Annotated in this window: 17 protein-coding genes; 10 read left to right on the top strand and 7 right to left on the bottom strand. The window is 34.3% G+C overall.

Annotated elements, in window-relative coordinates:
• Positions 1-18 precede the first annotated feature (18 nt).
• Positions 19-1,416, bottom strand: coding sequence for a mannosyltransferase (locus E5D58_RS02580; RefSeq protein WP_136480256.1), 1,398 nt, complete (start codon positions 1,414-1,416; stop codon positions 19-21).
• A 148-nt stretch (positions 1,417-1,564) separates the two neighbouring features.
• Between E5D58_RS02580 and E5D58_RS02575 the strand changes: the two genes are divergently transcribed.
• The 4 genes from E5D58_RS02575 to E5D58_RS02560 all read left to right on the top strand — a co-directional run bounded on the left by E5D58_RS02575 (position 1,565) and on the right by E5D58_RS02560 (position 6,201).
• Positions 1,565-3,436 carry a DUF3604 domain-containing protein gene (locus E5D58_RS02575; protein ID WP_136480255.1) on the top strand — a complete coding sequence of 624 codons (1,872 nt, stop codon included), beginning with the start codon at positions 1,565-1,567 and terminating at the stop codon, positions 3,434-3,436.
• A 264-nt stretch (positions 3,437-3,700) separates the two neighbouring features.
• Entirely contained in the window at positions 3,701-4,336 is a 636-nt protein-coding gene (locus E5D58_RS02570; RefSeq protein WP_136480254.1) for a hypothetical protein, read from the top strand.
• A gap of 2 nt (positions 4,337-4,338) precedes the next feature.
• Entirely contained in the window at positions 4,339-5,217 is an 879-nt protein-coding gene (locus tag E5D58_RS02565) for a peptidyl-prolyl cis-trans isomerase (protein WP_136480253.1), read from the top strand.
• A 3-nt stretch (positions 5,218-5,220) separates the two neighbouring features.
• Positions 5,221-6,201 carry a HupE/UreJ family protein gene (locus tag E5D58_RS02560; protein ID WP_136480252.1) on the top strand — a complete coding sequence of 327 codons (981 nt, stop codon included), beginning with the start codon at positions 5,221-5,223 and terminating at the stop codon, positions 6,199-6,201.
• Between the two features lie 163 nt (positions 6,202-6,364).
• On the opposite strand, the gene E5D58_RS02555 is transcribed toward E5D58_RS02560, so the two are convergent.
• The 5 genes from E5D58_RS02555 to E5D58_RS02535 are packed head-to-tail and all read right to left on the bottom strand — an operon-like array spanning position 6,365 to position 11,932.
• Positions 6,365-7,855: a cellulose synthase family protein gene (locus E5D58_RS02555; protein WP_136480251.1), complete on the bottom strand. Its 1,491-nt coding sequence runs from the start codon at positions 7,853-7,855 to the stop codon at positions 6,365-6,367.
• Positions 7,852-8,544, bottom strand: a complete 693-nt coding sequence (locus E5D58_RS02550) for a glycosyltransferase family 2 protein (protein WP_136480250.1) — start codon at positions 8,542-8,544, stop codon at positions 7,852-7,854. The genes E5D58_RS02555 and E5D58_RS02550 overlap by 4 nt, the downstream gene beginning before the upstream one ends.
• The gene (locus E5D58_RS02545) at positions 8,541-9,026 is read right to left on the bottom strand and encodes a toxin-antitoxin system YwqK family antitoxin (RefSeq protein WP_136480249.1); all 486 of its coding nucleotides are present in this window, start codon (positions 9,024-9,026) and stop codon (positions 8,541-8,543) included. The genes E5D58_RS02550 and E5D58_RS02545 overlap by 4 nt, the downstream gene beginning before the upstream one ends.
• Before the next feature lie 6 nt (positions 9,027-9,032).
• Entirely contained in the window at positions 9,033-10,622 is a 1,590-nt protein-coding gene (locus E5D58_RS02540) for a 4Fe-4S binding protein (protein ID WP_136480248.1), read from the bottom strand.
• 2 nt (positions 10,623-10,624) lie between these two features.
• Positions 10,625-11,932, bottom strand: coding sequence for an NAD(P)/FAD-dependent oxidoreductase (locus E5D58_RS02535; protein WP_136480247.1), 1,308 nt, complete (start codon positions 11,930-11,932; stop codon positions 10,625-10,627).
• Positions 11,933-12,146: 214 nt separating this feature from the next.
• On the opposite strand from E5D58_RS02535, the gene E5D58_RS02530 reads away from it, so the two are divergent.
• The 6 genes from E5D58_RS02530 to E5D58_RS02505 all read left to right on the top strand — a co-directional run bounded on the left by E5D58_RS02530 (position 12,147) and on the right by E5D58_RS02505 (position 17,651).
• The gene (locus E5D58_RS02530) at positions 12,147-12,860 is read left to right on the top strand and encodes a DUF547 domain-containing protein (RefSeq protein WP_136480246.1); all 714 of its coding nucleotides are present in this window, start codon (positions 12,147-12,149) and stop codon (positions 12,858-12,860) included.
• Between the two features lie 27 nt (positions 12,861-12,887).
• The gene (locus E5D58_RS02525; RefSeq protein WP_136480245.1) at positions 12,888-13,817 is read left to right on the top strand and encodes a hypothetical protein; all 930 of its coding nucleotides are present in this window, start codon (positions 12,888-12,890) and stop codon (positions 13,815-13,817) included.
• A gap of 37 nt (positions 13,818-13,854) precedes the next feature.
• Positions 13,855-14,859, top strand: a complete 1,005-nt coding sequence (locus E5D58_RS02520; RefSeq protein WP_136480244.1) for a glycoside hydrolase family 113 — start codon at positions 13,855-13,857, stop codon at positions 14,857-14,859.
• Entirely contained in the window at positions 14,856-15,590 is a 735-nt protein-coding gene (locus E5D58_RS02515) for a hypothetical protein (RefSeq protein WP_136480243.1), read from the top strand. Before E5D58_RS02520 ends, E5D58_RS02515 begins: the two co-directional genes overlap by 4 nt.
• A complete protein-coding gene (locus E5D58_RS02510) occupies positions 15,587-16,849 on the top strand; it encodes a BamA/TamA family outer membrane protein (RefSeq protein WP_136480242.1) in 1,263 nt (420 codons plus the stop codon). The genes E5D58_RS02515 and E5D58_RS02510 overlap by 4 nt, the downstream gene beginning before the upstream one ends.
• Before the next feature lie 70 nt (positions 16,850-16,919).
• Positions 16,920-17,651: a metallophosphoesterase family protein gene (locus E5D58_RS02505; protein WP_205660292.1), complete on the top strand. Its 732-nt coding sequence runs from the start codon at positions 16,920-16,922 to the stop codon at positions 17,649-17,651.
• A 3-nt stretch (positions 17,652-17,654) separates the two neighbouring features.
• Here the strand turns inward: E5D58_RS02505 and E5D58_RS02500 are convergent, their stop codons facing one another.
• Positions 17,655-19,175, bottom strand: a complete 1,521-nt coding sequence (locus E5D58_RS02500) for a carboxypeptidase-like regulatory domain-containing protein (RefSeq protein WP_136480240.1) — start codon at positions 19,173-19,175, stop codon at positions 17,655-17,657.
• Positions 19,176-19,185: the final 10 nt, after the last annotated feature.

The raw sequence follows: 19,185 nt of genomic DNA, 5'->3' as shown, positions 1-19,185 counted from the left end.
GATCTTAAAAGCATAAAATTAAGCTTCCAATTTGGAAGCTTTTTTTATGAAGACTTCCCAGATAAAAATAGTATAAACAATAGCATACTCTAAAGCAATGATCCAAAGATTTTCAGACTTGTCTGCTTGGTTTAAATTGATGTAAGCTAAATAACTTAAAATAATAACAAAACTCCAAACTAAGGGATATTTGTAGTTGGTGAATACAGATAAGATTAATAACGTAGCAATATACCAAGGATGCACTGTGGTGGCTGTAAAATAGTAAAAAGAAAGCGCTAAAAGCATAGCAGTAATTAACTGTTTTGTGCTGGTGTTTTTTCTTAAAAAACTTAGTCCAAGAACAAATGTTATCACTAGAATTGGAATAACTTTTCCAATAATACCAATTTCGTTATACCCTCTAAAAGCGTACCCAATAGATCGCGCTATATAATAAATGCTAGCATTGAATTCAAAATTTTGAAACCAAAGCGCCACCGTTTGGGAATAATTATTTATAAAGTTTTGTGAATAAAAGGGTGTGAAGAGCAAAAGCGTTGTGCAAAGTGTAATTGCGTAAAAACCCAAAAGTTTTTTTATTCCATCTAAATCAAAAGTGTTTTTATTCTCATGTTTTGAAGTGTAAATTAATCTCTGAAAAAAGAGTGGCAAGAACATTAAAGGAATGAGTTTTACGGATATCGAAAGTGCCAATATCAAACCAGCTAGGGGCCACCTGCCCAAATGTAAAAGATAGAGACTCCAAATTAAGAAAAAAATCATCACCCCCTCAAAATGTAAGTTACCCGTTAATTCTATTATGATAAATGGGTTAAGTATGTACCAAAAGATATTATAGGAAGGAATGTTTAGTTTTTCTAAAAGTTTTTTGCCAAAATAGAGCGTGCCGAAATCTGCTAGAATTATTATAAATCTTAAAGTTATCACAGCTCCTAAAATACTTTTGTTAGAAACTAAAGCCGCAATAAGAAAACAGAGTTGATTAATTGGAGGGTAGTTAGTAAAATGACTTGCATTTAAAGCTCCCATGCCTTCTCTGAGTTCTAAGGCCTGGTTAATGGGAAGTATGTCTTTACCTATAAAATAATCAACCGTATGCAGGTAGGGATTAAATCCTTCTAAAATCATTTTACCATCCCATATAAACCTGTAAAAGTCTTGCGATAAGTTTGGTATGGCAAGAATAAAAATTGCTCTGAAACTAAATGCTAAATATGTTAAGGGGACTACGTTATTTTTAAAGTTTGTTGTGAGTTTATAAAAAAGTAAAAATAGTACAGTGTAAAGGCCTATTAATTTAAGATAGTCTACTCTAATTAAATCATAAGCAAATACCCAGTAGGCTATTAAATTGAGTAGAATTAGAAATATGGCCGTTTTGTTTTGTTTAATAAAATTAGGCATAAAAAGCATGAAATATTACCGTTTTATTTGTTGCTCATAGGAGCTAATACTTACAAAGTAAAAGCTTATATCTGTAATATATTTCAACGAATTTGAGGTGTTTAGGATAGCTTTTTTTTGTAAATTACAACTTAAAATATTTTTTACAACTTTTATTATGAAAAAACTATCCCTTCTATTGTTATTCCTCGTTTTCATGGCGTGTAAAAATGATAAGGAAACAAGCATTAAATCAGTGGTTAATGAGTCAGATCTAGCTGCGGAGGCAGCGCCTAGGAGTGACAAGAATCCAACGCAAGTATTTTGGGGTGATACCCATTTACATACAGATTTATCTATGGATGCAGGTGCATTTGGAAATCGTATTGGGATGGACGAAGCCTATAGATTTGCCCGAGGGGAAGAAGTGGTGTCTTCTACAGGGTTAAAGACTAAGTTAGATAGGCCTCTTGATTTTTTAGTTATTGCAGATCACTCGGATGGAATGGGATTATTTCCAGCTATCGTGAATAAAGAGGAGTGGGCGGTAAAATTGGACGAGTATCCGAGATGGAGAAAGTTTTATGATGAAGGAAAGAATAGTGAAATGGCATTAGATATTATTTTTAATTTTAGTCAGGGGAATTTTTCATTTAAAACAAATGACCCCAATATTATGAAACCGGTTTGGGAGGATATTGTGGCTAAGGCTGAAGAGTATAACGAGCCAGGTAAATTTACAGCCTTTATTGGTTATGAATGGACTTCCCTAATTAAAGGAAATAACCTACATAGAAATGTGATCTACAGGGATAATGGAGATAAAGCCATAACACAATTGCCGTATACTAATGAAGATAGTTCTGATCCTGAAAAATTATGGGAAAATTTAGCTTCTTATGAGGAGCGTACTGGTGGGAAAGTATTGGCTATTCCGCATAATGGAAACCTATCTAATGGTATGATGTTTATGGAAGAAACTATTTCTGGAAAGGAGTTTGATGAGGCTTATTTGAAAAAAAGAGCGAAATGGGAACCTTTGTATGAAGTTACTCAAATAAAAGGTGATGGTGAAGCACATCCATTTTTATCACCAAATGATGAGTTTGCTGATTATGAAAACTGGGACTTTGGTAATTTGGATTTGAGTACTTTAAAAAGTGATGATATGTTGGAGCATGAGTATGCCAGATCAGCATTGAAAATAGGATTAAAATATAAGGCTTCCATGGGGACTAACCCATATAAATTTGGTATGATAGGAAGTACAGATTCACATACTTCTCTAGCTACAGGAGATGATAATAACTTTTTTGGGAAAGCATCTAATGTTGAACCTTCAAAAGAACGTTGGGATCATCCTTTTGTGAAAGCAGAAAAAGCTACGATATATACATGGCAAACAGTGGCATCAGGATATGCTGCTGTATGGGCGCAAGAGAATACTAGAGCCTCTATTTGGGATGCCATGGCAAGAAAAGAAACTTATGGTACGACTGGTTCAAGAATGCAAATTCGTTTTTTCGGTGGTTGGGATTATGAGGATAATGATTTGGCCAATTTAGTTGAGGCCGGTTATGAAAAAGGCGTGCCTATGGGGGGTGATTTAAACAATGCTGGATCAAAATCACCAACATTTATGGTGCACACCCTAATGGATCCAATTAGTGGTAGTTTAGATAGAATTCAAATAGTAAAAGGTTGGGCAAATACTGATGGTACTTTAGAAGAAAAAGTCTATGACGTTGTTTGGAGTGGCGATAGAAAAGTGGATGCCAACGGTAAAGTACCTTCCGTTGGAAATAGTGTTAATTTAGAAGATGCTACTTGGGATAATTCAATTGGTGCTACTGAGTTGAAAGCTGTCTGGGTTGATCCAGATTTTGATCCTGCTTTAGAGGCCTTTTATTATGTAAGAGTATTAGAAATTCCAACCCCACGTTGGACTTTATATGACAAGTTAAGGTATGGTGCTGAATTAAGTAAAGAGGTGCCTTTAACGCAAACCGAAAGAGGATATACGTCACCAATCTGGTATTCACCCAAATAAAATAGACTATTAGGAGATTTGCCTAATAAGAAGCGCTTTAAGAAGGATCAAGGTTTTGAAACTTCTTAAGGTGTTTTTATGATGGTCCTAATAGTTTAACTAGTTTGCCAAAAAAGATGGGATAAGAGCCATTTTTAAAGACATACTAAAAGTTGTTAATCCACAATAAATTTGGCCCGTGGTAAATCTTATTAAGACCTTCAAGGTTTAAATAGTAGTATTAATTTATTAATATATATTTACGTTTATATTGTTTTAATATTCATGATTCAGAAAAATCACGCTGGAAAAATTATAGCCATTATAAGTGTCTTATCGCTGTCTTATGCCGTTTTGCGATATCATATTTTGGGCAATGTCCCGTGGAAAGATTTTCCTTTTTATATTCTCAATAAAGGGTTTTCTCTTGCCGGGTTTATTCTTATTACTTTCAATTTTAGTATTGGGCCACTTAATAATTTAGGGGTAAAAGTATCTGAAGGCTGGATGAATTCTAGGCAAGCTTTAGGAATGACTGGATTTTTATTTGTTCTCATTCATGCCTTAATGAGTTTTATGATTTTTAAACCTGAAATTTTTGCTAGATTCTTTGAGGAAAACGGGAGTCTCACCTTGTATGCTGGTTTAAGCATGCTAGGTGGTATTATATCTTTTGTTATACTATGGGCTTATAATTTGGCTTTTAAAACAAATTTAAAGAATGATAAGGTCTTTATTGAAGCTATAACGTCCCGTAAGTTTTTATTAGTAGCCATGCTATTTTCATTATTACATTTGTTTTTCATGGGTTTCAAGGGGTGGTTAAACCCGTCTGAATGGGGCGGTTTACCTCCTATTAGTTTGGTGGCATTTACAATTTTTACTATAGGTTATATTATAAATTTGATTGGTCGAAAATAATTATGAAGAAAATACTTAAAGAGCCTTTTTTACATTTTATATGTATAGGATTTGGTTTGTTTATTTTATACGGTTTAGTGAATCAAAAAGAAGATTCAAAAAACACCATTGTTATCAATGATTTTGACGTTAGTAATCTTATCTCTACTTGGGAAATGCAATGGAAAAGGCAACCAACAGAACAAGAGCTAAAAAAGTTAATTAATTTAAATGTTAAACAAGAAGTCTTTTATCAAGAGGCTTTGAAGATGAATTTAGATCATAATGATGAAATCATTAAAAGAAGACTGGCTCAAAAAATGCAATTTTTGTCAAATGATATTGCTTCTATCATGAAGCCAACAGACGAAGATTTAAATGAATATTTGAAAGAACATCAAGATAAATATTTAACGCCTTATACTTACTCCTTTTATCAAATCATATTTAGTCCAGATAATAGAGAAAACCATCAAAAAGATGCTTTAGATGTCTTAAAGCAGTTTTCAAATGCTACAATTGATGAAATGAAATCTAGAGGCGATGACTTACCATTTGCCTACCGTTTTAGAACTATAAATGCGAATGAGGTAGCTCTTAAATTTGGGGGGAGGTTTCCAGAAATGCTCGTGAATCAAGAGCTTAATAAATGGGTAGGTCCCGTAACTTCTGGTTTTGGAGAGCATTTGGTTTATATTACAGAACGCATAGAACCAAGGCTTCCAGAATTAGCGGATATTAAAAAGGCCGTTAAAAGAGATTTTGAATATGATTACCAAAAGGAACTTGATGAAAATATATATCAAGAATTAAAGAAGCAATATGATATTCAAATTGATATAAAATCTGAAGATTTTGACCCAAAGTTTGTAGATTATTTACAGGAAGAAATAAACCAGTAGATTATGAAAAAGCTCCTAACCTTGCTGTTTATTGTTTTCACTTTTCATGGGTGGTCACATGAAATTCGACCTGCCTTTTTGCAAATAGTACAAACTAATGAGTCTAGCTATAATGTGTTCTGGAAAGTACCTAGTATGGGTGATGGCGTACCAAAAATAACTCCTGTTTTTGCACCTTTCATCCAGATGGAAGTGCTGAATGCGCCTAATCAAATTCCAGGGTCTGTTATTTATAGTTATAAGTTGTCGTCAGATGAACTTCTTCAAGGTAGCATATTAAGGATTAATGGACTCAATAGAACTCTTATTGATGTTTTAGTTAATATTAGTTATTTGAATGGTGAGAAAGTGACCTTTATGCTTCAGCCAGATAAAGATTCTGAGGTTATACCGGGGCAGTACTCAACTTCAGAGGTTATAAAAACCTATACCATATTGGGCGTAGAGCATATTCTTTTGGGGATTGATCATCTCTTGTTTGTTCTTGCGCTAATTCTTATAACCAAGGGGAAATGGAAGATTATAAAGACCGTTACAGCTTTTACTATAGCACATAGTATTACATTAAGTATGGCTGCTTTAGGTTACGTAGATTTTCCAGCACCGCCAGTAGAGGCAGTGATTGCCTTAAGTATTGTTTTTCTTGCTATTGAAATATTAAAAGTTTTAAATGGCAAGCAGACACTTACGAGTAAGCAGCCATGGCTAGTAGCTTTTACATTTGGCCTATTACATGGTTTTGGTTTCGCTGGTGCATTATCAAGTATAGGCTTGCCTCAACTTGATATTCCAATAGCGCTGGCCTTTTTTAATATTGGCGTTGAGCTAGGGCAATTAGCTTTTGTCCTTGTAGTATTAGCAGTAATTTGGTTATTGGGTAAAACTAAAATCAATTGGCCAACATGGAGTAAAAAAGTGCCTCCTTATGTAATAGGGGGTATGGCTTCTTTTTGGTTGATTGAACGGGTGTCAGGATTTTTTTGATCTAATTTTTCCGCTGAAATAATGCAGCTCTAAAATGAAAACTCAGTAATGAATATCGAAGGCTTTTATATGTCATGGAAATAACATTAAGATTAGTCATCTGCTCGTATAATGCATGGGAGTACTTCTATTGATGTGCTGCCAAATTATGCCTGTAAAGAAATTAAACTTTCGAAGCCAAAGATTTAAAAAACACATAGCCAAACCCTATAAATAGCATTAAGTGGAAAGGGAATAATCCAAAGTCACCACCTTGGTTTCCAACTATAAAAGCGCTATACATACCAAAACCAAAGTAAAGCATAAGTAACCCTTCGAAAACCACATGTACAGAAATGTTCTTTCTTAAATATTTATTGTTTTTCCAGTTGTCTTTATACTTCTTTAAATTGAATTTAGGCGTTCGGACAAATTCACTTTTTTTCCCAAAATGCCCCTCTAAAACAGCAATCGAATTGTGCAAAGAGAACCCCATGGCTATGGAGAAAAAAACGAAAAACATACCGATGTATCGAAAAAAGTTTTTAAACCCTCCACCATAAATGTTTTTAAACATAAACCAATAACAGATAAAGAAAATAATGGTACTCATTACAAAAAAGCTCATAACATAAAAGTATGGTCTTAAATGCGCATATTCATTCTTAATATATAGCATGGGGATGCTTAATACACCAACAATAAGTACGTTTAAAAACATGGTACTGTTTAACAAGTGTAAAATGCCATGAACTTTTGTTTTTGGTGATATGTTGCGACTACCGATTACCCGGCCTAACATTTTCCTAAAGTTTTCTGCACCGCCTTTATTCCATCTAAACTGCTGCGATCTGGCAGCACTAATAACAATGGGTAGTTCCGCGGGTGTTTCTACATCTTCGAGATATTTGAACTTCCAATTTTTTAACTGCGCTCTATAACTTAAATCAAGATCTTCCGTTAGTGTATCTCCTTCCCAATTACCAGCGTCTATAATACAGGACTTTCTCCATAAACCTGCCGTTCCATTAAAATTAATAAAGTGCCCTTTGCTATTTCTTCCAGTTTGTTCTAAAGTGAAATGAGCGTCCAGGGCAAAAGCTTGAATTCTTGTTAGAATAGAATAATTCCTGTTAATGTGTCCCCAACGTGTTTGAACCACTCCAATTTCTGGGTCTTTAAAAAAAGGAACTGTACGTTTAAGCCAATCTTTTTTAGGAAGGAAATCTGAGTCGAAAATCGCAATAATATCTCCCTTGGCTATTTCTAAGCCTTCTTTCAGGGCGCCTGCCTTAAAACCCTTTCGGTCGGTTCTTGTAATGTGCTTGATGTCTAAACCTGTTGCTTGAAGCCTTTTAACGTGTTGACGCGTGCTTTCAACAGTTTCATCAGTAGAATCGTCTAAAACCTGAATTTCAAGTTTGTCTTCTGGGTACTCAATAAGGGCAATGTTATCCAAAAGACGTTCCATAACATACATTTCATTGTAAACAGGAAGCTGTATGGTGATATGAGGAACTTCATTAGGATTAGTCAAATCAAACCTAGGGCAGTTTTCCTTTTTCTTTTTTGAGGATAAATAGTTAAATAGCAAGTTTAGCTGCGCCAGTGCATATAAGAAAATAAGCAATAGCGATATGCTGTAAATAATTATTATGGTAGTTTCTAAAATCATTTCTTCATGCTATATTTAAAAATCCAGCCTAAGATTTTAATGCCTGCAAATATAGCACCTTTTATTGTACCAGAAACTTTTGAAACACCAATTCTATTTCTGTAGTTTACAGGCACTTCGGTGTAAGTGTATTTGTGTTTTAAAACTTTTAATTGCATTTCTATAGTCCAACCATAAGTTTTGTCTTCCATGTTAAGCGTTAATAACTTATCGTATTTAATAGCTCGAAAGGGACCTAGATCTGTAAACTTAGCTTTAAAAAATAGTGCCATTAATGAAGTGGCAAGCCAATTCCCAAAAATTTGAGGTATAGTCATGGAACCTTCTTCCCTAAGTGTTTTTACTCTCGCTCCAATAACAAAGTCCATATTGTCTTCTAAAATGGGAGCTACAATCTTAGTAAGTTCTTCAGGGTAATCACTGTAATCACCATCAAGAAAAACAATGATGTCTGGTTTTTCATTTTGTTCAGCAACATAATGCATGCCTTTAAGACAGGCGTAGCCATATCCTCTGTTTTCTTCTCTTAAAACAGTAGCGCCTGCTTTTTTTGCATTTTTTTCAGTTGCGTCAGTAGAATTATTACTCACAACAATAACCTCTTCAACCTTATTAGGAATGTCATTAATGACATGTGTTATTGAATCTGCTTCGTTAAAAGCAGGAATAATAACTTTTATTTTTGTCATTGTAAGTCGCTTAAATTGTTTTCTCTTTTAAAGGAGGCAAAGGTAGTCCATTCTTTTAATCTTTTTCCCGCTTTATATTTTGACGCAGAAACAAGTTCATTGTTTTTGTACATTAAGCAATATCCATTTTTTTGATTGTTTTTAAGCTGGCATTTATGGTTTATGCTTTCAAAGTTATCGTAAAACACCCACCAGCCGTTTTTTTTACCATTTTTATAATGGCCTTCACTATTTTTTTTGCCATTTGCATTGTAGAATATCCAGTAATCTGTTTCAATCCCAGCAAAAAAATGCCCTTCCTTTTTAACAGAGCCATTCGAAAAATAAAAGTACCAGTATTGCGTTTTTTTGTTCTTTTCTGTCCACCCTTCTGCTAATAGGTTACCCGCTTTGTCAAAGTTTTTTATGTACTGTTTTTGCGCATTTATTTTTAAACCAATACTTATCGCTAGAATAAAGCAGATACTAATTAGGGGCTTCATATATATTTATTTACGGTTTACCAAATCCATTAAATCTACGTCATTACCCAATAATATTTCAGTGGGATTGATGCGTCCTTTCATATGGTCGTTTTCTAGTTTTAAAACCCCTCTGGGGCATACGGCTGAACAAATACCACAACCAACACAACTAGAGCGCACAATGTTTTCACCTTTTTGAGCATAGGCCCTAACGTCAATTCCCATTTCACAACTATTGGAGCAATTCCCACATGAAATACACTGTCCACCATTAGTCGTTATTCTAAACTTAGAGAAGAGACGTTGTTGAAATCCGAGTATTGCAGCCATGGGGCACCCAAATCGACACCAAGCCCGGCTTCCTAGAATAGGATAAAAACCAGTTCCGATCACGCCAGAGAAGATAGAACCAATATATAAGCCGTAAGCAGACCTTAAGGCACTGGATTTAATATAAAATATTTGATCTGTACTTCCAGTTAAATGCATAACTAACAAAAGTGCAATAACAACAAAAAAACCAATTGCTCCGTATTTAGCATCTTTACCAAGTTCTTGACGTTTAAAAATCATCACGCCTAAAAAGATTATGGTCAAAAAAGTTATAACTAAGCCAATGAAGAGGTCGCGCGTTAACCAAAAATTATTTTTATCATAACCAAGATACGTGTATATCATACCTGTAGTCATCACAACGGAAAAGACAAGTACAGTATGAATTAGCCAGCGTTCCAACTTCCAGGCAGATAGTTTTTTAGACGATAGTTGTCTAAAAGGGTCTCCAGCGGTTTCAGCTAATCCGCCACAACCACATACCCACGAACAATACCAGCGCTTACCAAATTTATAAGTTAAAATTGGGGTGATTACAAATATAGATAATACTCCAAAAAGGATCAACGCTAAGCCAATGTTGCCATTTGAAAGGAATCCTTTTACAGACCATTCATCAAAAATATAATAGTTAAGGGGCCAAATACTTTTTAAGTCATAATACGGTAAATCATTATTCATTACATACATGAATTCTGGAATTAAAAAGGCAAATCCAAGCTGAAAAAACATCACGGAAATGGTTCGTATTTGCTGATACCTGTTATGTCTGTATTTCAATATAAACTTGTATCCAAAGACCAAAATAGCAACTGTATAAAGTGTACCGTAAACAAACCATTGACTTGCAGGTCTCCCACTTAACAACTTACTCAATGGGTCGAATAAAGCTATGAGGCCAGTGTTTTCACCTCCGTTTGTTCCCAAACCTAAATATTTGGGAAAGAAATACAGGATGATATAGAATGTAGTTAAGATGATGCCAACAAGCCAGCCCCAAATACCACGAGAGGATATTGATTTAAACCAAACACCATCATTTTTGATACCTTCTAATTTAGTAAGGTAGGCATCTCTTGAATATACTATTGTGCCAATAGATATAAGCCCTAAAGCAAGTGTTAGGAAAAAGCCTTGGTTTGGGAAGTTTACATTTAGTAAGGCTAAAGCTAGAATAAAAAGACCTATAACACCTGTTATTAAAGCAATCTTTTGTTTTGTTGAAATAGCAACACTATCTGGTTTAGCGATAGATAGGCTATGATTTATTTTATTGTTCATGGTTATGCCGTTTGAAGTTGCTTATTAAACGTCTTGAGTATCTCATCTTCGTAATGACGGTAAAATTCTGGATCGAAGTTGGCCTCAGCAAGGTGATTCATAATGTAATCCACGTCTCTTTCCTCAGTTAACCACCTATCAAAAGTCTCGTGCCTCATTCTAATTCCAAAAGTATTTATACCCAGAAATTGGTTCGTGCCTTTATGATAGGCCACTGTAATACATATGGTATCGTTTTTATGCTTCCAATGAAATTGTAATTCATATTCAGGTTTTCCTTTATCACCATGTACCCAACCATAAGTTTGATATTCAATATCCATAAACTTTGCAGAGTTAAACCAATGGCCGGGTTTGTATTCTATTCTGTTATTGCAAATAGTTTGAGCCACGGTTTCTCCCATCATTCTTCCTGTATACCAAACCGCCTCTATAGGTCTTCGTTGCCCTATAGGATTGATTTGTTCGGCACAGTCTCCAATGGCATAAACATTAGGGATATTGGTTTCTAAATAACGATTTACTTTTACACCGCGACCTGTTTCTATTTCAGAATTTTTTACAAAATCAATATTTGGAGTAACTCCTGCTGTTAAACCAACAACATCACAGATTATTTCTTCGCCTGTTTCTTGAATAATAACAGATTTTACTTTTCCTTGGTCATTAGAAACGATTTCTTTTAAATTAGTTTCTAAACGCAAATCGATGTGGTGGTTTCTTATGTGTCTATTTATCATCTCACTTTCGCCATCTGGCAAGACCCCGTTCCAAAAGCTAGATTCTCTCACTAAAAAGGTGACTGGGATGTTTCTAGAATTTAGCATTTCTGCGAGTTCAATACCAATTAAACCACCGCCAACAATAACAGCGCGTTTACATGTTTGATTATTTGGAGCGTATTTTTCTAAATTTTCTAGATCTTGTTTGTGATACATACCCATAACGCCATTTAAATCTTGCCCTGGCCATCCAAACTTATTAGGTTTGCTCCCAGTAGCAATAACTAGCTTGTCATATGGAAGCGTATCCCCTTTTGCAAAGTGTAGGGTTTTAGATTTTACGTCAATTTCTTCAACATATCCTTTTTTTAGCTCAATGTTATTTTTCTCCCAAAACCAGTTTTCGTAAGGTTGGGTGTGTTCAAACTTCATGTGCCCCATGTAAACATACATAAGTGCGGTCCTAGAAAAAAAGTAATCGGTTTCTGCAGAAACTATAGTGATTTTTTTGTTGGACATTTTTCTTATATGCCTAGCAGTTGTAACACCAGAAATGCCATTTCCTATAATAACGATGTGTTCTTCCATATTTTGGATGTTTGTGATATTATGTCGAAGCTAAAGGTAATAACTTAAATTCCAGTATATAATTTAGAACAAATTTAAATTGAGTTTAGGGTGTAAGGATGATTATGTGTTGAAGACACGAAAAAACTTTACTTTTTTTGAAAGTTTATTGTTTTTGCCAAGACTTAGGTATCAGAAAAAATGATATGTATTATAAAAACAATAACTAAAACAGATGAAAAGCTATATACTTTTGGGATTATTCATTTTGGGATCGGTATCAATTAAAGCTCAAGACTTGAACGTTTTTTTTACTAAGGCAGACACTTTTTTTAAGGCTAATGTAGCAGATGGTAAAGTGGCTTATGAAACTATTTATAAAAACCAGGCGGCCTTAACAGAATTATTGGAGATAGCAAAGGGTAGTGTTGTTAATAAGCAGGAGGCAAGTAAGTATCAAGCTTTTTGGATTAATGCATACAATCTATCGGTAATAAAGGGGATTATAGATAATTATCCCACTAATTCACCTCTTGATATAGCTGGCTTTTTCGATGAAACAACGTATGCGCTTGGAGGTAAAGACATAACATTAAATGACATAGAGCATAAATTACTTAGAGGGCAGTTTAATGATGCAAGATTTCATTTTGTTTTGGTTTGCGGGGCTTTGGGCTGTCCGCCGCTAATTAACAGTGCTTATGTGCCCGATACTCTAGATAATCAGTTAGAAACTCAAACCAAACTTGCCATAAATGGTGACTTTCTTAGAGTAAATGAAAAGAAGAAACGTGTTGAAGCATCCCAAATAATGGAGTGGTACAAGGAGGATTTTACAATGAACGGTGAGACCGAAATAGACTTTATAAATCGCTACAGAACAGATAAAGTGCCAAGTAACTTTAAAATAAAATATTTTCCATATAACTGGAAAGTGAATAAACAGTAAACGCAACAAATCAAAAAGAAGAATTATATGAGAAAGATTTCAGCTGTTATCCTATTGACCTTAATATCAATAAGTTTATATGCTCAGGAAGAGCCAGAAGTACAAAAGAGTAATATTCAAACGTATACACCCTCTAAGCTATTAAAAAAGGGACAGTGGGACATAAAATTCTTTAACGGCCTCTATACAGAAACCAAACAAACCGATGCAGGTAGTACTCCAAGATCTATACCTCGACAAACATTTTTTACTAATACCACAGAGGTATATACTGGTATTAGCGAAAATTCTAGAGTGAATATTGGATTTGTATTTCAAATAAGATCAAATACCTTTAATGGAGCTGATGCCCTCGATGTTTTTAAATTTCAAAATGATTTAGTGAATTCTAGAAGTGGTTTTACAACTTTAGCACCTTCAATTAGAGTGCAACCTTTTAGAAGTATCCCTACATTTTCGTTTACATCGTCCGTTTATTTTCCTCTGTTCAAAGATGAAGCGTTTCCCGGGGAAGATAATGATCCAGCTTATTTAGACAAGCGCAGTGTCTTTTGGGAAACCAAGTTCTTTTACGATAAAACGTTTGGAGGCGACAAATGGCAGATTTTTACAGAAGCAGATTTTGGTTTTAATTTTGGAGAAAAGGCGGCCGATGCCGATTTTAATAACTCTAATGTAGGTGAACGTTTTGCAAATAATAGTTTGTTTTTGCCTCTTAGTGCCTTTTTAAGTTATTTTCCATCATCAAAATCAACAGTTTTTATAAATGCGCAACAAGCGTTCTTAATTGATTTAGGAAATAATTTCGAACAAAACTATACGCAGTTAGGTTTCGGTGGTAAATACCAGATTACGCAGGTCTTAAATATTGAGTTGTCGTATAATAAATTTGTAAGAGGAAATAACTTTCAAGGCTTAGGCCAGACATTTAGCCTAGGATTACGAGCTTTGTTTTAAGGATAAATAGTAAATTGGAGTCTCTTTACAATTAAGTATGGTTAAAATCAAACTTTTGGTACTATGTCTCTCGATAAGTATTCAATCTTGTAAGGCACAAACTAGCAAGATTAACGGGGTTAGTTTTGTTGCCTCAAAAGAAGCAATACAAGCCAAACATGTAGAACCTGTTGTTAACTTAAATGCTAATTTTGTGGCCATCATGCCATTTGGTTTTATAAAAGATTTGACCAGTCCAACCATACTTTTTAACACGGAACGACAATGGTTCGGTGAAACCAAGGCAGGGGCTAAACAGTATGTTGAAAAGTTTCAGAAAGAAGCGATAGGGGTCATGTTAAAACCTCAAATTTGGGTTTGGAGAGGTGAATTTACTGGGCTTATTGAAATGAAAAATGAAAATGATTGGGTCGACTTAGAGGATTCTTATTCAAAATTTATTCTTACCTATGCGAAGTTGGCGCAAGAAATGAATGTTGATATTTTTTGTATTGGAACAGAATTAGAAAAGTTTACATTAAATAGACCATCCTACTGGTTAAATTTAATTCAGAAAATAAAACAGATTTATAAAGGTAAATTAACTTATGCAGCAAACTGGGATGAATATAAAAGAACCCTGTTTTTAAAGAACTTAGATTATATTGGGGTGGACGCTTATTTTCCTGTTAGCCAGAATGAAACACCCTCTGTAGATGATTGTTTGGAGAATTGGAAACCTTACAAGGTAGAATTGGAGGCATTGTCTAGAGTTTATAATAAGTCTATATTGTTTACCGAGTACGGATACCGAAGTGTTGATTTTTCAGGAAAAGAGCCTTGGAAAAGTGATACGAGTATGACCCAGGTAAATTTGGAAGCTCAAAACAATACTACTCAGGCCTTATTTAAGACTTTTTGGGAAGAAGATTGGTTTGCAGGTGGTTTTGTTTGGAAGTGGTTTCATAATCATGATAGTGTTGGCGGCATAACAAATACTATGTTTACACCTCAAAACAAACCCGCCGAAGATTTGATACGAATTCAATACCGTTCAGAATGAAAAAGAGACTAGTTGTTGTTTTGTTAAGCTTATTAATTATATCGTGTAATAGTAACGATGATACCCTATTGAACAGTAGTTTAAGCGCTTATGTTACAGGTAAAACAACAGAGTTAGGTGGTGTTATAGCTTGTGCTGCTAGTGATATGGATAATAGTGATACCGTATTGACTTTTTATTACCCAGAAGAAGGAGCTACTAACATTAGGCTGTACGAAACAAATACGGTTAATGTTGATGAAAAAGATTTTAATAATTATGTTCAAAAGGAATTAAACTCAGATCCAGTTTTTAATGGGTATTTGGGTGTGTTTAGGCAAAATATTGAATTAGAAAAATGGGCTATTGTAACTTTTGAATTGGGTAACGAAATCAAAATTTCGAATCCTATTAGGCTAAAACAAAAAACAAAAGTAACTGTTTGGACTGCTGAGGTGTTAATGGATTTGAAGCAAGTGGGAATGCCTTGCTTTTTATGGCCAGATAACGCTTTTGGTGATAACGCTATTTACTTTCAAGTTATTTCCGATAGTCAGGACAATTTATTATCCGGGACATATACCTTTCAAAACCAATTTCAATATTACAATACAGATAATGTAGTTTTGAACATAACAACGCAGGAGCCTCCAAATTTGGAGACACAAACAAGATATAATTTCACTTTAATGGATGTAAGTGAAGATAATTGGGTAAATTGGGTGATTCAAACACCATTTGAAATTCCATGAAAAAGGCCTACTCCTTTTTAATACTCTTTATCGTTTCACTAAGCTTACTTTCTCAAGATATGCTTGTAGACGACCTAAAGATCCAAGGCAACAGGCGAATTAAAACAACTTTTATTAAGAAAATATCGTCAATTGTGCCGGCAAGTGTGCTGGATTCCGCTTTAATCGAACAGGATATTTTAAGACTCAAACGTTTACCTTCAGTATCTCATGCGTACTATCAAGTGTTTCCATCTGGAGATAATAAGTACAATGTGTTTTATCATATAGAAGAGAATCATACCCTTATCCCTTCATTAAATGTTTACACGACTAATGACGATGAATTTGCATACCGACTTGGTTTGTACGAGTTCAATACTTTTGGACGAAATATTATTTTTGGAGGCTTTTATCAAAAGGATATCTACAGTTCTTATGCTATAAATTTTAGAGCACCTTATTTATTTTCAAATAAGCTTGGTTTGGCTTTTAATAGGCAAGACTTAACAACCTTAGAACCTGTTTTTTTTGATAACACCTCTTCAAATTATAGGTATAATAATGATTCTTATGAAATCTTAGGGCTTTATGAATTTGATTTCAAAAACAGAGTAGAGCTGGGTGTTAATTACTTTACGGAAACTTACGATTATCAATTTGGTGCTACCAATCCTGCTGTACCTCTTACTTTGGATATAAATAAGTGGTTGTTTAAAGCTATTTATGAGTATAATGGTTTAGATTACTTTTATCAATATGTTACCGGTTTTAGAAGTCAGTTTAACTTTCAGTATGTTAACGCTACAGACGGATCATTACCAAGTTTTTTTGTTGGTTGGAATGACTTCTTTTATTTTAAAAGAGTTGGTAGTCGAGGAAACTGGGCTAATAGATTACGTTTTGGTTTGGCATCCAATGATAAAACACCCTTTGCACCATTTTCGGTAGATAATAACGTGAATATTAGGGGGGTTGGTAATGTTATTGATAGAGGAACAGGCTCCATTGTTTTAAATACAGAATATAGGTACACGCTCATAGAAAAAGATTGGTTTGTATTTCAGGGGAATGCTTTTGTTGATGCAGGTTCTTGGCGAAATCCGGGAGGGCCGTTATCAAATTTTGTTGAGGGAGAGAATATAAAAGTGTACCCAGGGGTAGGGGTGCGCTTTATACATAAGAAAATATATAATGCCATTTTTAGAATAGACTATGGGTATGGTATTACTAAAAATGCCAGCCAAGGCTTCGTTTTTGGTATCGGCCAGTATTTTTAATCTTTACTTAACTTTCCAAGTTATATTTTTAATTAGAAACGTTTAGTTTTGTCAAAACTAAAATTGAATTATGAGGGTTATTGCTATTGGAGATATTCATGGAGGCTTAAAAGCACTTGTTCAAGTTCTAAACAAGTTGGAAATAAAAGAAGAAGATCAGCTTATCTTTATGGGCGATTATGTCGATGGTTGGTCGGAATCTGCTCAGGTAATTCAGTTCTTGATTGGCTTATCTCAAAAAATTAAATGTGTATTTATAAAAGGAAATCATGATGTTTGGTGTGAAGATTGGTTGAGGTCTGAACATGTTAATATGACTTGGTATATGCATGGCGGTAAGGAGACCATTGAGAGTTATTCCGGGTTCTCTGAAGAAGAGAAAGAACGGCACTTGGCATTTTTTGAAGAGATGCCTTTATATTATCTGGATGACGACAATAGGCTGTTTTTGCATGCTGGGTTTACCTCAATGCATGGTGTGAAAAAAGAGGTGTATGAGAAAACCTTTTATTTTGACAGAACCCTATGGGAAATGGCTTTAACTATGGATAAAGGAATATCAAAAGACTCTTTAATATATCCAAATAGACTTAAGCACTATAAGGAGATTTACATCGGGCATACCCCAACCATAAATTTTGGTTATGACATACCAATGAACGCTGTAAATGTCTGGAATATTGATACCGGAGCGGCATTTAAAGGAAAGCTCTCGGCCATTGATATTAATACAAAGGCAGTTTTACAGAGTGATAACTTACCAAACTTATATCCTAACGAAAAGGGTAGAAATAAAAATTAGGTTTTAGTCTATGCTTTTAAAATCTTTTATGGCTTGATTAGGTTCAATAACATTATAACCTTCCCAAAACTCAGGATCGTAATCTGGTAAGTAAACAGGTGTTACTTTAGGTTTTTCCTTAAAAGCATCGAATTCAGATTCAGAAATCATTTCGTTTTCAAAAACCACTAATTCGTTCTTCTCAATACTAGACAATTCAAAATGAATATCTGTCGACAGCTCATTTTGTTTTCGCCTACCTTTCGTATGCTTATTCTTCTCAATAATTTTTAAAGGACGTTTTATGCCAAATGTGCTTCCTTCTTCCTTATCGGCATATTGGAGGGTGTATTTACTCGAATCATTTTTAACATAAATAAGGGTTCCTTTCTTTAAATAGAGCTTGTAAGATAGTCCCAAAAGTTTGAAGTTCTTTAAGGGTTTTACGTTGTTATAGTCTAATCGTACAATGGCAAAATCGTCTATGTTCACATAAATGATGCCGCTATAATCTTCTTTACGCTTGGGTTTAAAGCTAATTTTATAAACAAAGTTGTCGTTAAGAAACGAGTAGTCCTCTAAAACAAACGCATATCTATTAGGTTTTTCCAAAAAGTTAAGCTCGGTATCCTCAAAAATGAAACTATACCCCTGTAAATGAGAGATGGAATATTTTCTATATTTTAGAAAGTCTTCTTTTCGTTCTTTTTCTTTCTTTTTCTGAGCATCAATCATGGCGTCTGTTTGTTCCTTTTTGTCATTTTCTAAGGTGTCATAAAAGGTGGAATCCATTTCTTCTTTGGTACCAAACCAGCCAGATTTTATTTTAAAATAGGAATCGCGTTTAACATGTTTTTTGATAATCTTGTTAAATTTATCTTCATAGGCTTCAAAGGTTACTTCGTTGCTTTTATCATAGAGATGTGAGGCCTTAATAATATCGAGCTTTTGGGCGTCTTTAATACCGGGTTTTCCATAAATATTAGCTAATATTTCTGTGTAATCATCAGATTTTTTTGGCATTGCGGTCAATACACTATCTATAAAACCTTGATTAAATTCGGGGATAGTTGTTTTTTTAACCTTGACATCATTTTTTTTAATATTGGTGAAGTAAGAGGCTCGGTAAAACAGCTTACTTTTTAAGTTGCTCTTGGAGTAGTTGTTGTCTAAATTTAATCGAACCTGTTCAATAATTTCTTCTGGAGTGTAATGCTTGCTTGATATTAAAATTTCTTTTAGCTCGATGGTTTTTTGACTCAATAAAATAATACTATCATTGAAGTTTTTAACAGCCAATTGCTTGGTTTCGTAGCCAAGACAACTAATTTTAATAGAGTCTTTTTTTGATGGTTTTTTGTTTAGATAAAGTAAGAAATCGCCATTTTCGTTAGTAATAACTCCCGATTTGTCATTAAGGGAAATAGTAGCGTGGGGTATGGGTATATTAGAAAGCGAATCTAAAAGCCTTGCGTTAATCGATTCTTGGGAATAGGTAAGGAATGAAAGTAGAGCAAAAATGAATGCCGTGCTAGTTTGCTTCATAAAAGTGGTT

It is taken from the genome of Cognatitamlana onchidii, from assembly GCF_004804355.1.
Taxonomy (GTDB): Bacteria; Bacteroidota; Bacteroidia; order Flavobacteriales; family Flavobacteriaceae; genus Cognatitamlana; species Cognatitamlana onchidii.
Note: the sequence above shows the minus strand (reverse complement) of the source record. Positions and strands in the feature narration are given on the sequence as shown.

What these genes read in the sequence shown, in the direction of transcription:
- E5D58_RS02530 (WP_136480246.1), top strand. Translation starts at nt 12,147, where the DNA reads ATGAAAAGCTATATACTTTTGGGATTATTCATTTTGGGATCGGTATCA.
- E5D58_RS02565 (WP_136480253.1), top strand. Translation starts at nt 4,339, where the DNA reads ATGAAGAAAATACTTAAAGAGCCTTTTTTACATTTTATATGTATAGGA.
- E5D58_RS02515 (WP_136480243.1), top strand. Translation starts at nt 14,856, where the DNA reads ATGAAAAAGAGACTAGTTGTTGTTTTGTTAAGCTTATTAATTATATCG.
- E5D58_RS02575 (WP_136480255.1), top strand. Translation starts at nt 1,565, where the DNA reads ATGAAAAAACTATCCCTTCTATTGTTATTCCTCGTTTTCATGGCGTGT.
- E5D58_RS02550 (WP_136480250.1), bottom strand. Translation starts at nt 8,544, where the DNA reads ATGACAAAAATAAAAGTTATTATTCCTGCTTTTAACGAAGCAGATTCA.
- E5D58_RS02505 (WP_205660292.1), top strand. Translation starts at nt 16,920, where the DNA reads ATGAGGGTTATTGCTATTGGAGATATTCATGGAGGCTTAAAAGCACTT.
- E5D58_RS02500 (WP_136480240.1), bottom strand. Translation starts at nt 19,175, where the DNA reads ATGAAGCAAACTAGCACGGCATTCATTTTTGCTCTACTTTCATTCCTT.
- E5D58_RS02555 (WP_136480251.1), bottom strand. Translation starts at nt 7,855, where the DNA reads ATGATTTTAGAAACTACCATAATAATTATTTACAGCATATCGCTATTG.
- E5D58_RS02560 (WP_136480252.1), top strand. Translation starts at nt 5,221, where the DNA reads ATGAAAAAGCTCCTAACCTTGCTGTTTATTGTTTTCACTTTTCATGGG.
- E5D58_RS02510 (WP_136480242.1), top strand. Translation starts at nt 15,587, where the DNA reads ATGAAAAAGGCCTACTCCTTTTTAATACTCTTTATCGTTTCACTAAGC.
- E5D58_RS02580 (WP_136480256.1), bottom strand. Translation starts at nt 1,416, where the DNA reads ATGCTTTTTATGCCTAATTTTATTAAACAAAACAAAACGGCCATATTT.
- E5D58_RS02545 (WP_136480249.1), bottom strand. Translation starts at nt 9,026, where the DNA reads ATGAAGCCCCTAATTAGTATCTGCTTTATTCTAGCGATAAGTATTGGT.
- E5D58_RS02535 (WP_136480247.1), bottom strand. Translation starts at nt 11,932, where the DNA reads ATGGAAGAACACATCGTTATTATAGGAAATGGCATTTCTGGTGTTACA.
- E5D58_RS02525 (WP_136480245.1), top strand. Translation starts at nt 12,888, where the DNA reads ATGAGAAAGATTTCAGCTGTTATCCTATTGACCTTAATATCAATAAGT.
- E5D58_RS02540 (WP_136480248.1), bottom strand. Translation starts at nt 10,622, where the DNA reads ATGAACAATAAAATAAATCATAGCCTATCTATCGCTAAACCAGATAGT.
- E5D58_RS02570 (WP_136480254.1), top strand. Translation starts at nt 3,701, where the DNA reads ATGATTCAGAAAAATCACGCTGGAAAAATTATAGCCATTATAAGTGTC.
- E5D58_RS02520 (WP_136480244.1), top strand. Translation starts at nt 13,855, where the DNA reads ATGGTTAAAATCAAACTTTTGGTACTATGTCTCTCGATAAGTATTCAA.